Source organism: Pseudomonas sp. fls2-241-R2A-110 (genome assembly GCF_030209165.1).
Classification (GTDB): domain Bacteria; phylum Pseudomonadota; class Gammaproteobacteria; order Pseudomonadales; family Pseudomonadaceae; genus Aquipseudomonas.
Genome location: NZ_JARVSN010000012.1, coordinates 48,255 through 62,886, shown reverse-complemented (window position 1 = coordinate 62,886; position 14,632 = coordinate 48,255). Strand labels below are relative to the sequence as shown.

Below are 14,632 nucleotides of genomic sequence, written 5' to 3'. Positions count from 1 at the left end.
CGAAGTCTTAAGGCAATCTGAAGATCGGGACGATAACACCGCGAATATCACCTTCAGACTCCGTTAAGAAACACCGCCAATACTCCTCCAAAATCTACCCGGGAGGCGTCTTCCAATGCTTGATTCTGAATGGAATATTCCTCTGCCCCTGCACTTCGGCAACACCGAAACGCCACCGATGAATCTGGCCAGGGCGTTACCGGACGACATCGAGCGTCCTGTCTTTGAAGCGTTTATCCAGCATCGTTTTCGCAAGGCCCACGGCGCCGATATTCGCCATTTCATGCCCGAGCTGTTTGGCATGAGCGATGTTTCGGGCGCGCTCACTGCGGTGGTCGGTGTGCGTCTGGCGAACGCTGGGGATTTGTTTCTCGAGCGTTATCTGGACGAGTCGATCGAGCCACTGATCAGTGCCGCCGCCGACCGTCCGGTGGAACGCGCCGGCATTGTCGAAGTCGGCAACCTGGCCGCCAGCGACACCGGCAGCGCACGTATGAGCATCATCGCCATCACTTATCTGCTGGCCATGGGCGGCCTGGAATGGGTGGCGTTCACCGGCAACGTCGGCCTGGTCAACAGCTTTCATCGCCTGGGCTTGAAACCCGTGACGCTCTGCGCGGCCGATCCCGAGCGGCTGGGGGATGAGCGCCAGCATTGGGGCAGTTACTACGAGAGCAAACCCTGGGTGCACGTCGGCAACATCCGCGCCGGCTTCATTCATTTACGCAACATCGGCCTGTTCAATCGCCTGGGGCTGCCAACGTCCATCGAGGATTCCAGCCATGTCGCCTGAAACCGAGCGTTTCAAACAGATGCTGCGCAGCCACGCCGCACGCAAGCCCAACACCATCGCCTTGTGGGGCGATCAGCTCAAAGTGGATTACTCCGAGCTGTACGCCGACGTGGTGTATCGCCAGGAGCGACTGCGCGATGAAAACGTCAAGGTGGTGGCGTTGGCGCTGGAGAATGGCGTCGAAGCCATGCTCTGGGACCTGGCTGTGTTGTTTGAAGGCCTGACGTGCCTGACGTTGCCGCCGTTTTTCAGCCCGGCGCAACGTAGCCATTGCCTGGAACAGAGCCAGGCCGAGCTGGTGATTGCCGAGCCGGAACTCGACGCCGAACTTCTAGCGTGCGGCTACGAGAAAGCCGGGGCGTTCTGGCGCCGCTCGTCCAGCGGCCCGGACCGGATGCCCAAAAGCACAGCCAAACTGACGTTCACCTCCGGCACCACGGGCACACCAAAAGGTGTTTGCCTGAGCGCCGAAAGCCTTCTGACCGTCGCTCGCGAACTGTATCAAGCCAGCACGCCCACCGATCCACAGCATCATCTGGCCCTGTTGCCGCTGGCGATCCTGTTGGAAAACCTCGGTTGTTACGCCGCGCTGTACGCCGGTGCAACCTTGAGCGTGCCCAGTCAGAAAACCCTGGGGATTCAGGGAGCCAGCGGTGTTGATATTCCACGGTTGCTCGGCTGCCTGATGACCCGTGCGCCCGAGAGCCTGATCCTGGTGCCGCAGTTGTTACAACTACTGGTCAGCGCCGCCGAACAGAAAGCCTACAACCCCGGCGCGTTGCGCTTTGCCGCCGTCGGCGGCGCGCGGGTTTGCGAAGAATTGCTGCATCGCGCACAACGGATCGGCGTGCCGGTTTACGAAGGCTACGGATTGTCAGAGTGCGCCTCGGTGGTGTGCCTCAATCGACCCGAGGCACGCCGTCCGGGCAGTGTCGGTCGGCCCCTGCCCCACCTCGAGATTCGTTTGGCAGAGGACGGCGAAGTGCTGGTCAAGGGTTCCACCCTGCTCGGCTATCTGGGCGAAGCGCCGCACACCGATGAATGGTGGCCGACGGGGGATCTCGGCGAGTTCGATCCCGAAGGTTTCCTCTACCTCAAGGGTCGCAAGAAGCATCAATTCGTCACCAGTTTCGGACGCAACGTCAACCCGGAATGGGTTGAGGCCGAATTGACCCAGCGCCGCCATATCGCCCAGGCCTTCGTCTACGGCGAAGCCATGCCGCACAACCATGTGCTGCTCTGGCCTCACAGCCCGGACTGCACCGACGAAGAATTGGCCGCCGCCGTGGCCCAGGCCAACGAGGCCTTGCCCGATTACGCCCAGGTCCATCACTGGACCCGTCTGGATCAACCTTTTACCCCCGCCAATGGCCTGCTCACCGCCAATGGCCGTCCGCGCCGTGACGCCATCGTCGAGCGTTACCGGGCGCAACTGTCTGAATCGGTATTTCCCGAGGTATCCGCATCATGAGTTTTTTCGACACGTTGCAAGAAGCCACGCACCAGGAACGCCACACGTTGTTCAACCTGCCGATCATTCTCGACGCCCTTGAAGGCAGGGTCAGCCTGGAAAGCTACCGGGCCTTTCTGACGCAAGCCTATTACCACGTGCGCCACACCGTGCCGTTGATGATGGCTTGCGGGGCGCGTCTGCCAACGCGCCTGGAATGGCTGCGCAAAGCGGTGTGCGAATACATCGAGGATGAATACGGCCACGAACAGTGGGTGCTCGACGATATCGAAGCCTGCGGTGGAGACCGCAACGCCGTACGCGATGGCCAGCCGAGCCTGCCAATCGAATTGATGGTCAGCTATCTCTACGACTTGATCGCCCGTGACAACCCGGTCGGCCTGTTCGGCATGGTCAACGTGCTGGAAGGCACCAGCATCGCCCTGGCCACCCACGCGGCGGGCAGCATTCGCGAACGGCTGGACTTGCCCGAAAGCGCCTTCAGCTACCTCAGCTCCCATGGCGCTCTGGACATTGAACACATGCAGACCTATCGCCGATTGATGAACACGCTCGAAGACCCGGCCGACCAGGCCGCCGTGATTCACGCCTCCAAAGTGGTGTACACGCTCTACACCGATATGTTCCGTGGCTTGCCGCGTAACGGGGAGAATCTGCATGCGTCTGTCTGAAGCTCGCGTGGTATTGACCGGCGCCAGTGGCGGCATCGGCCTGGCAATCGCCACCGCGCTGTGCGCCAGCGGCGCCCGGGTATTGGCGGTGGCTCGGCACAAGGAACCGCTGACGCCCTTGATTGAACGTTATCCGCAGCACTTGTGCTGGATCGGCGCGGACCTGACCGTGTTGTCCGACCGGCGCAAGGTGCTGAGCGCGGCCGAAGCCATCGGCGGGATCAACCTGCTGATCAACGCCGCCGGGGTCAACCACTTCGCCATGCTCGAACAATTGGAGGACAGCGACATCCACGCCATGCTTGCGGTGAACATTGGCGCGCCCATTTGCCTGACCAAAATCTTGCTGCCGCTGCTCAAGCAAGCCGACAGCGCGATGGTAGTAAACGTCGGCTCGACTTACGGCTCGATCGGCTACCCCGGTTACGCCAGTTATTGCGCCACCAAATTTGCCTTGCGCGGGTTTTCAGAAGCCCTGCGCCGGGAACTGGCGGACACCCGGGTCAGCGTGCTCTATGTCGCCCCGCGCGCCACCCGCACAAGCATGAACAGCCCGGCGGCGCAGGCTCTGAATGATGCGCTCAAGGCCAACGTCGATGACCCGCAAACCGTCGCATCCGCCGTGATTCATTCGATCGCCGGTGACCGCCGCGACTTGTACCTGGGCTGGCCGGAACGCTTTTTCGTACGCCTCAACAGCCTGCTGCCGCATCTGGTAGATCGAGGCTTGCGCAAGCAGTTGCCACTGATTCGACGCCTGAGTCACAAGCCCGATAACGAGAATCTCGAACCATGAAAAAATTCGCGTTGTATGACCGTGTACCGAGCTAGCCCATCGGTTTCGGCGACTCGGACAAGGCCGAACAGTTACTCAAGCAGGCCTTGCAACTCAACCCGACCGGCATCGATAGTCTGTACTTCTGGGGCGATCACCTTTACCGTCAAAAACGTTACGCCGAAGCTCGGACCTCGCTGCAAAAAGCATTGCAGGCCGAACCAAGGCCAGGCCGGGAAACCGCCGATGCGGGGCGGCGCAAAGAGATCGCAGCGTTGCTGATGGACATCAACAAGAAACTCGACTGACAGGAGTTCGTGTGCGCTTATTACTGATCGAGGACGACGTGGCCTTGGGCGAAGGCATCCATCAAGCCCTGGGCCGAGAGGGCTACACCGTCGATTGGCTGCAGGACGGCGCGAGCGCCCTGCATTCATTGCTCAGCGAAAACTTTGACCTGGCGGTGCTCGATCTCGGCCTGCCGCGCATGGACGGGCTTGAAGTGTTGCGGCGCTTGCGAGACAGCGGTTCCAACCTGCCGGTGCTGATCCTCACCGCTCGGGACGCGACCGAAGACCGCATTGCCGGGCTGGATGCCGGGGCTGACGATTACCTGATCAAGCCCTTCGACCTCGCCGAACTGAAAGCGCGCCTGCGGGCCTTGCTGCGCCGCAGTGCCGGTCGCGCCCAGCTGTTGATCGAACACGCCGGCATCAGCCTGAACCCCGGCACCCAGCAAGTCAGCTACCAGGGCGAACCGGTGGCGCTGACCCCCAAGGAATACCAACTGCTGCACGAATTGCTCTCGCCACCAGGCCGGGTCATAACCCGCGATCACCTCATGCAATTGCTGTATGGCTGGAACGAGGAAGCTGAAAGCAACACCCTGGAAGTGCACATCCATCACTTGCGCAAAAAATTCTCCACCGACCTGATCCGCACCATTCGCGGTGTCGGTTATTTGGTGGAGGAGCGTCGATGACGTCGATCCGCCGCCGCACGCTCACGCTGATCATTGGCCTGATGCTGGTGGGGGTGGCCGTGATCAGCTTGTTCAACCTGCACGACAGCAATCACGAGATCGCCGAAGTCTACGATGCCCAACTGGCCCAGAACGCCCGGCTATTGCAGGGCGTGATGCGCATGCCGATGGCCGGCAAGCAACACGCCGATCTGTACCAGGCGTTCAACAAGGCGCTGGGCGAAGCGGAACCCAGGGTCGACGGCCATCCCTATGAATCCAAACTGGCCTTTCAGGTCTGGAGCCACAACGGCGAAGTGCTGGTGCACACGGCGAGCGCGCCCTCCTTCAGCTCGCCGCCGGCAACCCCCGGATTCAGTGACGTGGTCGACCTTAACAATCGCCACTGGCGCGCGTTCCTGCTGCTGGATAAACAAAATGACTTGAGGATCTGGGTCGGCGAACTGGACGATGTGCGTGCGGACCTGGTGGACCGGATCGTGAGTCATACCCTCTGGCCCAATGTACTGGGCAGCCTGATCCTGGCGGCGATGATCTGGATGGCCATCGGCTGGGGCCTCAAGCCGCTGGAAAACATGGCAGCGACCCTGCGCGCGCGTCACAGCGGTTCGCTGGAGCCGTTGCAACTGAACCCGTTGCCCAGTGAGCTGGAGCCAATGCAAGCGGCGCTCAACCGCATGCTCGCGCAGATTCAGGAAGTGCTGGGCCGCGAACGACGCTTCATCGCCGATGCCGCCCACGAAATGCGCACGCCTCTGGCCGTGTTGCGCGTGCATGCACAAAACCTGCTGGAGGCCGGCACCGAACAGGAGCGCCGTGAGTCTTTGCAATTTCTGATGGCCGGCGTCGACCGCACCAGCCGCCTGGTCAATCAGTTACTGACCATGGCGCGCCTGGAGCCCAAAGCCCTGGCACCAGTGTTAACCAGTATTGACCTGGCCGAAACCGTGCGCGACAGCCTGGCCCAGCTCACTCCCTGGCTGCTGAGCAAGAACCTTGAGCTGGCCTTTGACGTCACCGACCGCCCCTTTAAAGTGGTAGCGGACGCCTCCGCCATCGACATCGCCCTGAACAACCTGATCAGCAACGCCGCCAACTTTTCCCCCGAACACGGCGTCATTACCGTGCAGTTAAGCCAGGCGGACGGTTTCTATATGCTAAGCGTCGAGGATCAAGGCCCGGGCATCGACGAAGCGGATCGCGGGCGATTGTTCGAACGGTTCTACAGTCGCGGTAATGCTCACGGCGCCGGACTGGGTCTGACCATCGTCAACACCATCGCCACCCGGCTGGGCGGACGCATCACCCTGGTCAACCGACCGGAAGGCGGATTGTGCGCGACGCTGTCGATTCCAGATGGCGAGTCCCACAACCCTTTGCAGCGCTCCACACGCGAGCTGCCGCCCACGGCTTGAGGGATTACCAGGCGAGATTTACAGCATTTCATCTGTGCCGCCGCCTTCGCGGGCAAGCCCGCTCCCACAGGAGCTTGTGCCGTCCCAACACTCAAGAACGACACCACTCCCAGTGGGAGCGGGCTTGCCCGAGTAGAAACCGGGGACATCCTTTACGTTTTAAACCGGAGACATCCTTTACAGGTGTGAAATACGGTCAGGAGGTGCCTGACCATGTCCTGGAATCGAGAGTCCCCGATGGATCAACGAATCAAACTCATAGGCGACTGGCTGCAAGGCAGCTACTCCAAAGGCGAACTGGCCCGTCACTACGGGCTCAGTCGGCCTACGCTGGACAAATGGCTTGCACGCTACGAGGCACATGGCGTTGATGGGCTAAAGGAGCTGTCACGGTGCCGGCCAATGATGAGCTCCCTGGGTATTCGCTCAAGGCTTCAGATCGAACTGGTGGAGTTTTACCGCAGCTGTGCCGAAGTGCCCCAAATGGTAAACCGCCGCACCTGCCGGCGAGAACGTAAACGGCTCAAACGGCTCGGCGGCCATCTTGTCCAGGTACTCTTTGGGGGCAAGACCGGTCGTGACGTGCGGATGGAAATTGTCGCCGGACGACTTCGGCACAAAGTCCGAAACATAGGTGATCAAGGCCGGTAGAACTTCAGGAACGTCGCCAGTGACGAACGCCGCGGAAGTACCGGTGTTGACCGTGAATGGAGTCACAGCCTCAATCACTTGCGTTTCCAGCTTGATCAATTCTGGAGTCGGCTGGATGACAATGCCCGACAGGCCGAGGTCCTTGTCCGGTATGTAGTAGTACTTCACAGCTTCCAGCTTGAGGCGGGTCACATCGTTGCTGGCGAAGACTTTGTCGACGGCGGCATACACTTTGTCGAGATTCTCGGTAGGAACAAAACGCTGTACCAACGTGATGTGGGGACGGTGCGTGGCATCGAGCGCAAAGCCTTTCGGAAATACTTTCAGCAGGCGGTCGTTCACCGCTTGCGCGTGCTGGAGCATCGTGGCGTCCGGTTCCAGGAGGATATCAATGGCGGTAACCTCGGATTCCGCACTGTTCACGGCAAGTGGCAACACACAGGCCGAAAGAGCGAGCAGGAGTATCTGTAAAGGCATCGACTTCATGACAGCAGCTCCCAAAATATCGAGACTTCATCCGGTCACCCGATACGGATCGGCCGGTAGCTCAGTACTGCATGGCGCGATCAACGTGCGAGGCTGCGCGGCTATCGTTTTAGTCTGCATTTCCCTTGGGCAGAAGACTTGAGCAAAATCAAACATTGGCGTTACTGCAAACCAATCACCCAAAAAAAAGCCCACTGACCGTCACCGGTTCAGTGGGCTTTTGACTGACTTCTACTTACAAAGCCATATCGCTTGCAGCATTAGCCTTTGGGGCCTTTGGCGCTTCAGCCGGAGCAGCAACCGGAGCCGCCACCTGGCCAATCGCCGGCGGCGGAGTCAGTTGCAGCACCTTGGCGGTGTAAGCCCACTCCTCTGCGACCTTCTCAGGGCTGCCGTTCAGTTGAGTGCCATAGCTCGGCACGATCTGGTGCAGTTTTTCCTGCCAGGCAGGCGTTGCGACCTTGTCCTTGAACACTTTCTGCAGCACGGTCAGCATGATCGGCGCGGCGGTCGATGCGCCTGGCGATGCGCCCAGCAGGCCGGCGATGGTGCCGTCTTGCGAAGCAACGATCTCGGTGCCCAGCTTCAGCACGCCACCGGCAGCTTCATCACGCTTGATGATCTGCACGCGTTGGCCGGCTTGCCACAGGCGCCAGTCTTCGGCTTTAGCGTTCGGGAAGTATTCTTTCAGGGCGTTCATGCGGTCTTCGTCAGACAGCATCAGTTGGCCGGCGAGGTACTCCACCAGCGGGTATTCCTTGATGCCGACTTTGGTCATTGGCCACACGTTGTGCGTGGTCGTGGTGGTCAGCAGGTCCAGGTACGAGCCTTCCTTCAGGAACTTGGTGCTGAAGGTCGCGAATGGGCCAAACAGGATAACGCGCTTGCCGTCCAGGACACGGGTGTCCAGGTGCGGAACCGACATTGGCGGTGCGCCAACGGAGGCTTTGCCGTAGGCCTTGGCCAGGTGTTGCTCGGCGATGGTCGGGTTTTCGGTGACCAGGAACGAGCCGCCAACCGGGAAGCCTGCGTATTCCTTGGCTTCAGGAATGCCGGACTTCTGCAGCAGGTGCAGTGCACCGCCGCCCGCGCCGATGAAGACGAACTTGGCGTCGGTTTCGGTTTTGCTGCCGTCTTTCAGGTTTTTGTAGCTGACGCGCCAGGTGCCGTCGTCGTTCTTGGTGATGTCTTGCACTTCGCTAGACAGTTTCAAGTCGAACTTGGGGGTGGTTTGCAGGTGCGCGACGAACTGGCGGGTGATTTCACCAAAGTTCACGTCGGTGCCGATCGGGGTCCAGGTGGCCGCGATTTTCTGGTTCGGGTCGCGCCCTTCCATCATCAGCGGAACCCACTTCTTGATCACCGCCGGGTCTTCGGAATATTGCATGCCGGCGAACAGCGGGCTCGCTTGCAGGGCTTCGTAGCGCTTCTTCAGGAACTTGATGTTGTCATCGCCCCACACAAAGCTCATGTGTGGCGTGGAATTGATGAACGAACGCGGGTTTTTCAGCACGCCTTGCTGAACCTGCCAGGCCCAGAATTGACGGGAGATCTGGAACGCTTCGTTGATTTCAACGGCTTTCGGGATCTGGACTTTGCCGTTCTCGTCTTCCGGGGTGTAGTTCAACTCGGCCAGGGCGGAGTGACCGGTACCGGCGTTGTTCCAGCCGTTGGAGCTTTCCTGGGCGACGCCGTCGAGGCGCTCGACCATTTCCATCGACAGGTCAGGTTCCAGCTCATTGAGCCAGACACCCAAGGTGGCACTCATGATGCCGCCGCCGATCAGCAACACATCGACTTTCTTTGCCTCTTCCGCGTGAACGGACGTGATCCCCATCGACAAAGCCAGCCCCAGCAGGGCTGTGTTCATTTTCTTAAACATCTGTAGCACCTATGATAAAACGCCATCCGCCCTTCCATCCTCACAACGAAACCCTTGTTTCACGGCATACAGGCAGGATGTCGTGGAGTGCTCGCGTATAAGGATTGGAGGGTGGGCACACAAGGCCGACGTGACTCCATCGACCTCAGTTATATGTCCCTACTGAACTGACTTTTTATCATTATTGGCTTCAGCTACTTGAGCGACATTGATCCTGTCGGCACGTCTCAAGGACGGGCAAACTGAATAGGTCAAAACAAGTTGGCGCGCAGAATATCACGGCTCGATGACCGCGCGCTCTCGAAAGGACTTGATGGTCTAGTCCAGACGCGGTTCGTTTGCCGCGTTCGGGCCTAAACGATTCAGCACAAACACCTTGGCGTTGTGAGTCATTTGGTCCAGATGCCGGTCACGCTGCTTTTCAGCATCGACCATCGCGCGCTTTCCATGTTTTTGCAGCAAGTAATGATGTATCTGCCGGACCTCTAGAGAACTGTAGATAAATGTGACATCCAACAGTCCCATCAAGCCTTCACTGCTGTGGTCGCGGGTATTCATCAGCACCTGCGTGCCACGCACGCCGAGCACCTGAAAGCCCATCGACTCAAACCACGGCACCTTGGCTACGGTGCAGGTCAGTTCGGCGTGCGGGTAGCGGTCGATCATTTGGCGCAGCATGGCACGCGCCACACCACGGCGACGGTGGCCGGCGTCGACGGCCATGTAGGCCACGCCGCACGCGTCGGGATCGTCCTTGACCGGCAGGTACAGCAAAAAGCCGATGACCTTCTCGGGGTCGTCTTCGTCGGTGGCGACGATCAACTCGACCGCAATACCTTTACCGCCGCCGAGGGCTTCCAGGTACAGGTGCACTTCGTAGCCCACCGCGTATTGGTACACGTTGTACAGCGGGTTGCTCGGCGTGATGCCGACCATGCTGATGTCGGTCAGGTTGTCGACGACCATCTGCAGGATCTGGCTGTTGATGTGCTCCGGGCACGGGACCTTGAAGTGGGTGAGGTGCGGCATTGGAATTCTGACTCCGGGAAAAGACTTACTGGGCATCGGCGTGGCTATTGTCACAGATTGATCGCCACGCCGCTTCCGCCAGCAACTCCCTGTAGGCCTTCGGACTGGCCGTCACCCGGCCCGACAACCATGCCCGGCAGTAACTGTCCGCCTGGCCGATGATCAGCGACGGCAGCAATTCGGCCGGAAAGGCCTTCAATTCATCGCGTCGACCGGGCTCTGCCAGCCACTGCCCAAGCTTTTGGTTGCGCGTCTTGTTGCGACTCGCCAGCTCTTCCTTGAACGGTCCTTTGGTGACGGCGAATCGGGCGTGGTACTGGAAGCGCGCCCACTCGGGCTGGCTGTCCACCCAATCGACATAGCTGTGCACCAACGCGTGCACGCCCTCCTCGGTCGTCGAGGCCTCTGCAAGATAGCGGTCGCGAAGCAGCGCCTGATCATCCAGCGCGGTGAAAAACAACGCCGCCACCAGGCCTTCCTTGTTGCCGAAGTGATGGTAAATCGCGCCCACGCTGGTATCGCATTCGGCGCGAATCATTTCGATGGTCGTGGCTTCGAGGCCTTGTTCGTTGAACAGGGCCAAGGCCTTTCTGAAGATGTCGCGCTTGAGTTCGGCTCTTCTGCCGGGGTAGCAGCGCTCGAGTAAATCTGCGGTTTCCATGCTGAATACAGGCCAAAGAAAATCCATGACAAGGCAGTCGACTGCCCACGAGTAAGCCGCGCTAGGTTGACAGATTTCGTCGCAACAGAATACTGTTCCGTAACAGAACATTATTCTGTTACGGAACATCATTCTGTAAAACCACCTTTCAGTGAGGCTTCAAAATGAGTCAGGTTCTCAGCATGTTTAACAGCGTAGGCCCACAAGCATTCAGCAAGATGGCCTGCCAGATGGCGCCCTATTTCACCACCATCAACCCACTGATCTCGGCGCTGCGCCCCGGCCATGCCACCGTGCAAGTGCCCTTCAGCCGCGAAATCACCAACCATTTGGGCACGGTTCACGCGATTGCGATGTGCAACGCCGCCGAACTGGCCGCCGGCACGATGACCGACGTGTCCATTCCCGCTGGCGCGCGGTGGATTCCAAAAGGCATGACGGTTGAATACCTGGCCAAGGCCAAAAGCGACGTGACGGCCGTGGCCGACGGTGAAGCGGTGGATTGGCAGACCGAAGGCGACAAAATCGTGCCGGTGGACATTCATGACGCCGAGGGCAAGAAGGTGTTCACGGCGCGGATCACCATGAACGTGAAACTCTCGTAAAGCCCCGCGTATCTGCGGGCGCTGGCGCAGCCGGACGCAGGCTGCGCCAGCGGCTACAAAATGGCGTCACCCGTTGTAGCTCGGTGCTTCGCTGTTGGGAATTCGCCGTCCCCCGACAGTGAGGGATATCACCCTAATTGGGAAACCCTCTCAGTCACGACTTGGAACACACCACCTCCAAGGCAATGATTTTAATACCTATTTTTATGGATCCATGATGGGCACAACTTTTGCTCAGGACCCAAGGCAAGTGCTGTCATGTCGGCATGCCCCACGAGACCCATCATGAAAAGCTCAGCTCCCGCGAACACCTCGTCCGGCTTTTTACTGGCGTCAGGCATCACCTCCGTGATGCTGATGACGTTCAGCCTGACCACCATCAATGCGGCACCGCTCGATGATTTTGGGCCTCCGCCGCCGACGGATCCCTCAGCCTTCACCAATCCTGCGGCCGACCCAGCCGCTGCGCTCGAGGCGCTGAAACTCCTGCCGCCGGCCAATCAAGGGGCCATCGCCCTGCCCAACGGAGCGTTCGGCAACCGCGACACGCCGCGGGCCGACAACGTTCTGCCGCCGGATTTGCAGACCTCGTTCAACTTCCCCACCAATGGCAAACCCAGCCCCTTGTTCGGGGCGCAGCCGTTCAGCCAGCAATTGCTGTTGTTTGAGGAATTCGGCACAGAAAAACTTGACCCGACATTGCCAGCACCGCCGTTGACCTTTCCCGTTCCCACAGTTGGCCCGGCGCCGACGCAGGACCCGAACAGCGTCGCCCGCAGCGCCCCTTCCAGTGCCGCACTGGATGCCTTCATGCGCCAGCCCGGACTGTTCCCGTTTCCATCGCAATTTTCCAACGTGCTGGATCGCAACCCGTGGAAGGCGCAAATCGAATTGTTCCTGAACCGTCAGCCCGTGGGCTCGCCAGCCGAAGGACGGCCACCGGGAAAAGGCTGGTCGCATCAGCGCTGGAACGAGTTCTTCCCGCAAGTCGCTTACAAAACCGTTCAAGTGGGTGCGCGGGTCAACCTTGGCATGCGCGACCGCAGGCAATTGCACAATTACGCCGTCGGTGAATTCGGGCCAGGCGGGCTCTACTACCAGACCTCGGACATCCCGACCACGACCGGCACGACAAAAGGCATCGACACGCGCTTTCACCCCAATTTTCCGCTGCAGAATCACAAGTCACTTTGGACTTTCGACGGCACCTTTCCGCCGAAGCTGTTGATGGTGCGTTACGGTCAACCCGTCCTGATGCGCCATTACAACGCCCTGCCGATTGACCCCGCGGCCAACGCCGGTTTTGGCCTGCACACCATCAGCACCCACGAACACAACGGCCACTCCCCCGCCGAAAGCGACGGCTATGCCAACGCGTTCTTCTTTCCGGGGCAGTACTACGACTATCGCTGGCCGCTGCAACTGGCCGGTTACGACACCATCAACACCACGGCGCAGGATCCGCGCGCCGCGTTCCCCTGCTCGCCGGGCGAAAAGCTCTTCGTCAACGATACCCACCCGGGCCTGAAGACCTGCGAAAACGGCAGCATCAAGATCCGTGGCGACTGGCGCGAAACCATGAGCACCCACTGGTTCCACGACCACATGCTCGATTTCACCGCGCAGAATGTCTACAAGGGCAACGCGGTGATGATGAATTACTACAGCGCTCTTGATCGCGGCAACGAGGCCTTCGAGGATGGCGTCAACCTGCGCCTGCCCAGCGGTTCGGCGCTACCTTGGGGCAATCGAGACTACGATGTAAACCTGGTTGTCGCCGACAAGGCCTGGGATCAGAACGGCCAATTGTGGTTCAACCCGTTCAACACCGACGGCTTCCTCGGCGACCAGATCCTGGTCAACTGGCAGTATCAACCCCGCCTGAAAGTCCGGGCGCGCAGCTATCGGTTCCGCATTCTCAACGGCTCGGTATCGCGCTTCTTCAAGATTGCCGTGGTACGTGAAATCAGCGGCAATGGCGGCGAGTTTCCGGGGCCAGCAGGGTCAGGTGTGTCCTACAACCGAGTGCCGTTCCACATGATCGCCAATGACGGCAATCTCATGGAACACGCCGTGCCGTTCGACGGCAGCATGGACCTGGACGGTGATGGTGACCGGCAAGACCACAACGCAATCCTGCCAACGCAAGCCATCGCTGAACGCTTCGACATCATCATCAATTTTGCGAAAAACGGCATCAAACCCGGCGACAAGCTGTACTTCGTCAACTTGATGGAACACAAGACCGGCAAGGGACCGGAGAAAACCGAACTGTCCCTGGCCGATGTGTTGTCCGAAAAGTACAAAGCCGTAATCAAGCAGACCAGCAAGGGCCCGCAGTGGGACAAGGGCGACCCGACCGTGGGCAAGTTCCTGCAACTGCTGGTGCAGCCGTATGCCGGACAGGACGTGAGCATGAACCCGGCCGACTACGAGCCAGCCAAACCGGGCAAGCCGGCGGGTAAAGTCATGATTCCTCTGACCATCGATCGTGACAATCCAGGCGACCAGGCCAAGCTCAAGGTGGCGCGGCATCGCGAGTTCATTTTCGGCCGGTCCGACGGCACCGACGAAGCGCCCTGGACCGTCAAGACCGACGGCGGTGCGGGTTATAACATGGACCCTCGCCGGATCTCGGCCACGCCGCAACTGGCAACCGGCCCCACCGATGCCGGGTTCTCCGGAGACGGCACGCTCGAAGTCTGGAAGATCAAGAATGGCGGCAACGGCTGGAGCCACCCGGTGCACGTGCACTTCGAGGAAGCGGTCATCCTCAGCCGTGATGGCAAGGCACCGCCGGAATGGGAAAAAGGCGCACGCAAGGACATCTATACCATCGGCGAAGGCATCGACACCTCGGTGGATGTCGATATAGCGATCCACTTTCGCGAGTTCGCCGGGACCTACATGGAACACTGCCACAACACCCAGCACGAGGACTCCTCGATGCTGTTGCGTTGGGATGTCGAGCATCCGGGCCAGTTCCAGTTGATGCCAACGCCACTGCCGGGTTGGGATGGCGTCACCTATGTCAACTCCGTCGCACTGCCCACCTTCCGCACCGGCATAAAAAATGACAACAATCAGGGGGACAACAAAAAATCCGCTGGCCAACCCTGACGGTGCCGCAACCGGCAATGGCCCGACACCAAGCCCGAACATCACCGTCAATTCGGCGCTCGGCAAACGCTGACGGTGCCGATCGCGGCGC

At 59.8% G+C, this 14,632-nt stretch carries 11 protein-coding genes and 3 pseudogenes; 10 read left to right on the top strand and 4 right to left on the bottom strand.

The genetic code is table 11. The features are described from left to right. Nucleotides 1-115 precede the first annotated feature (115 nt). The 8 genes and pseudogenes from QRN31_RS11230 to QRN31_RS11195 form a co-directional block, all read left to right on the top strand. Nucleotides 116-793, top strand: coding sequence for a thermostable hemolysin (locus QRN31_RS11230; protein WP_285432039.1), 678 nt, complete (start codon nucleotides 116-118; stop codon nucleotides 791-793). Further along, nucleotides 783-2,264, top strand: coding sequence for an AMP-binding protein (locus tag QRN31_RS11225; RefSeq protein ID WP_285432038.1), 1,482 nt, complete (start codon nucleotides 783-785; stop codon nucleotides 2,262-2,264). The genes QRN31_RS11230 and QRN31_RS11225 overlap by 11 nt, the downstream gene beginning before the upstream one ends. Further along, entirely contained in the window at nucleotides 2,261-2,935 is a 675-nt protein-coding gene (locus QRN31_RS11220) for an iron-containing redox enzyme family protein (RefSeq protein ID WP_285432037.1), read from the top strand. The genes QRN31_RS11225 and QRN31_RS11220 overlap by 4 nt, the downstream gene beginning before the upstream one ends. Next, nucleotides 2,922-3,731: an SDR family oxidoreductase gene (locus tag QRN31_RS11215; RefSeq protein ID WP_285432036.1), complete on the top strand. Its 810-nt coding sequence runs from the start codon at nucleotides 2,922-2,924 to the stop codon at nucleotides 3,729-3,731. The genes QRN31_RS11220 and QRN31_RS11215 overlap by 14 nt, the downstream gene beginning before the upstream one ends. Nucleotides 3,732-3,739: 8 nt before the next feature. After that, nucleotides 3,740-4,018, top strand: a pseudogene (locus QRN31_RS11210) (tetratricopeptide repeat protein); the annotation flags it as partial. An 11-nt stretch (nucleotides 4,019-4,029) separates the two neighbouring features. Further along, entirely contained in the window at nucleotides 4,030-4,692 is a 663-nt protein-coding gene (locus tag QRN31_RS11205) for a response regulator (RefSeq protein WP_285432035.1), read from the top strand. Beyond that, entirely contained in the window at nucleotides 4,689-6,107 is a 1,419-nt protein-coding gene (locus QRN31_RS11200; protein WP_285432034.1) for a sensor histidine kinase, read from the top strand. Before QRN31_RS11205 ends, QRN31_RS11200 begins: the two co-directional genes overlap by 4 nt. A gap of 213 nt (nucleotides 6,108-6,320) precedes the next feature. Then, nucleotides 6,321-6,500, top strand: a pseudogene (locus tag QRN31_RS11195) (helix-turn-helix domain-containing protein); the annotation flags it as partial. Between the two features lie 33 nt (nucleotides 6,501-6,533). Here the strand turns inward: QRN31_RS11195 and QRN31_RS11190 are convergent. The 4 genes from QRN31_RS11190 to QRN31_RS11175 all read right to left on the bottom strand — a co-directional run bounded on the left by QRN31_RS11190 (nucleotide 6,534) and on the right by QRN31_RS11175 (nucleotide 10,816). Continuing rightward, the gene (locus tag QRN31_RS11190) at nucleotides 6,534-7,244 is read right to left on the bottom strand and encodes a hypothetical protein (RefSeq protein ID WP_285432096.1); all 711 of its coding nucleotides are present in this window, start codon (nucleotides 7,242-7,244) and stop codon (nucleotides 6,534-6,536) included. Between the two features lie 235 nt (nucleotides 7,245-7,479). After that, the gene (gene mqo, locus QRN31_RS11185; RefSeq protein ID WP_285432033.1) at nucleotides 7,480-9,126 is read right to left on the bottom strand and encodes a malate dehydrogenase (quinone); all 1,647 of its coding nucleotides are present in this window, start codon (nucleotides 9,124-9,126) and stop codon (nucleotides 7,480-7,482) included. A gap of 318 nt (nucleotides 9,127-9,444) precedes the next feature. Beyond that, a complete protein-coding gene (locus QRN31_RS11180) occupies nucleotides 9,445-10,155 on the bottom strand; it encodes a GNAT family N-acetyltransferase (protein WP_285432032.1) in 711 nt (236 codons plus the stop codon). Nucleotides 10,156-10,180: 25 nt separating this feature from the next. Further along, on the bottom strand, nucleotides 10,181-10,816 hold the full coding sequence (locus QRN31_RS11175; protein ID WP_285432031.1) for a TetR/AcrR family transcriptional regulator: 636 nt from the start codon (nucleotides 10,814-10,816) through the stop codon (nucleotides 10,181-10,183). 164 nt (nucleotides 10,817-10,980) lie between these two features. Between QRN31_RS11175 and QRN31_RS11170 the strand changes: the two genes are divergently transcribed. Then, nucleotides 10,981-11,421, top strand: a complete 441-nt coding sequence (locus QRN31_RS11170) for a hotdog fold domain-containing protein (RefSeq protein WP_222587391.1) — start codon at nucleotides 10,981-10,983, stop codon at nucleotides 11,419-11,421. Between the two features lie 285 nt (nucleotides 11,422-11,706). Continuing rightward, nucleotides 11,707-14,593, top strand: a pseudogene (locus tag QRN31_RS11165) (multicopper oxidase domain-containing protein); the annotation flags it as partial. Nucleotides 14,594-14,632: the final 39 nt, after the last annotated feature.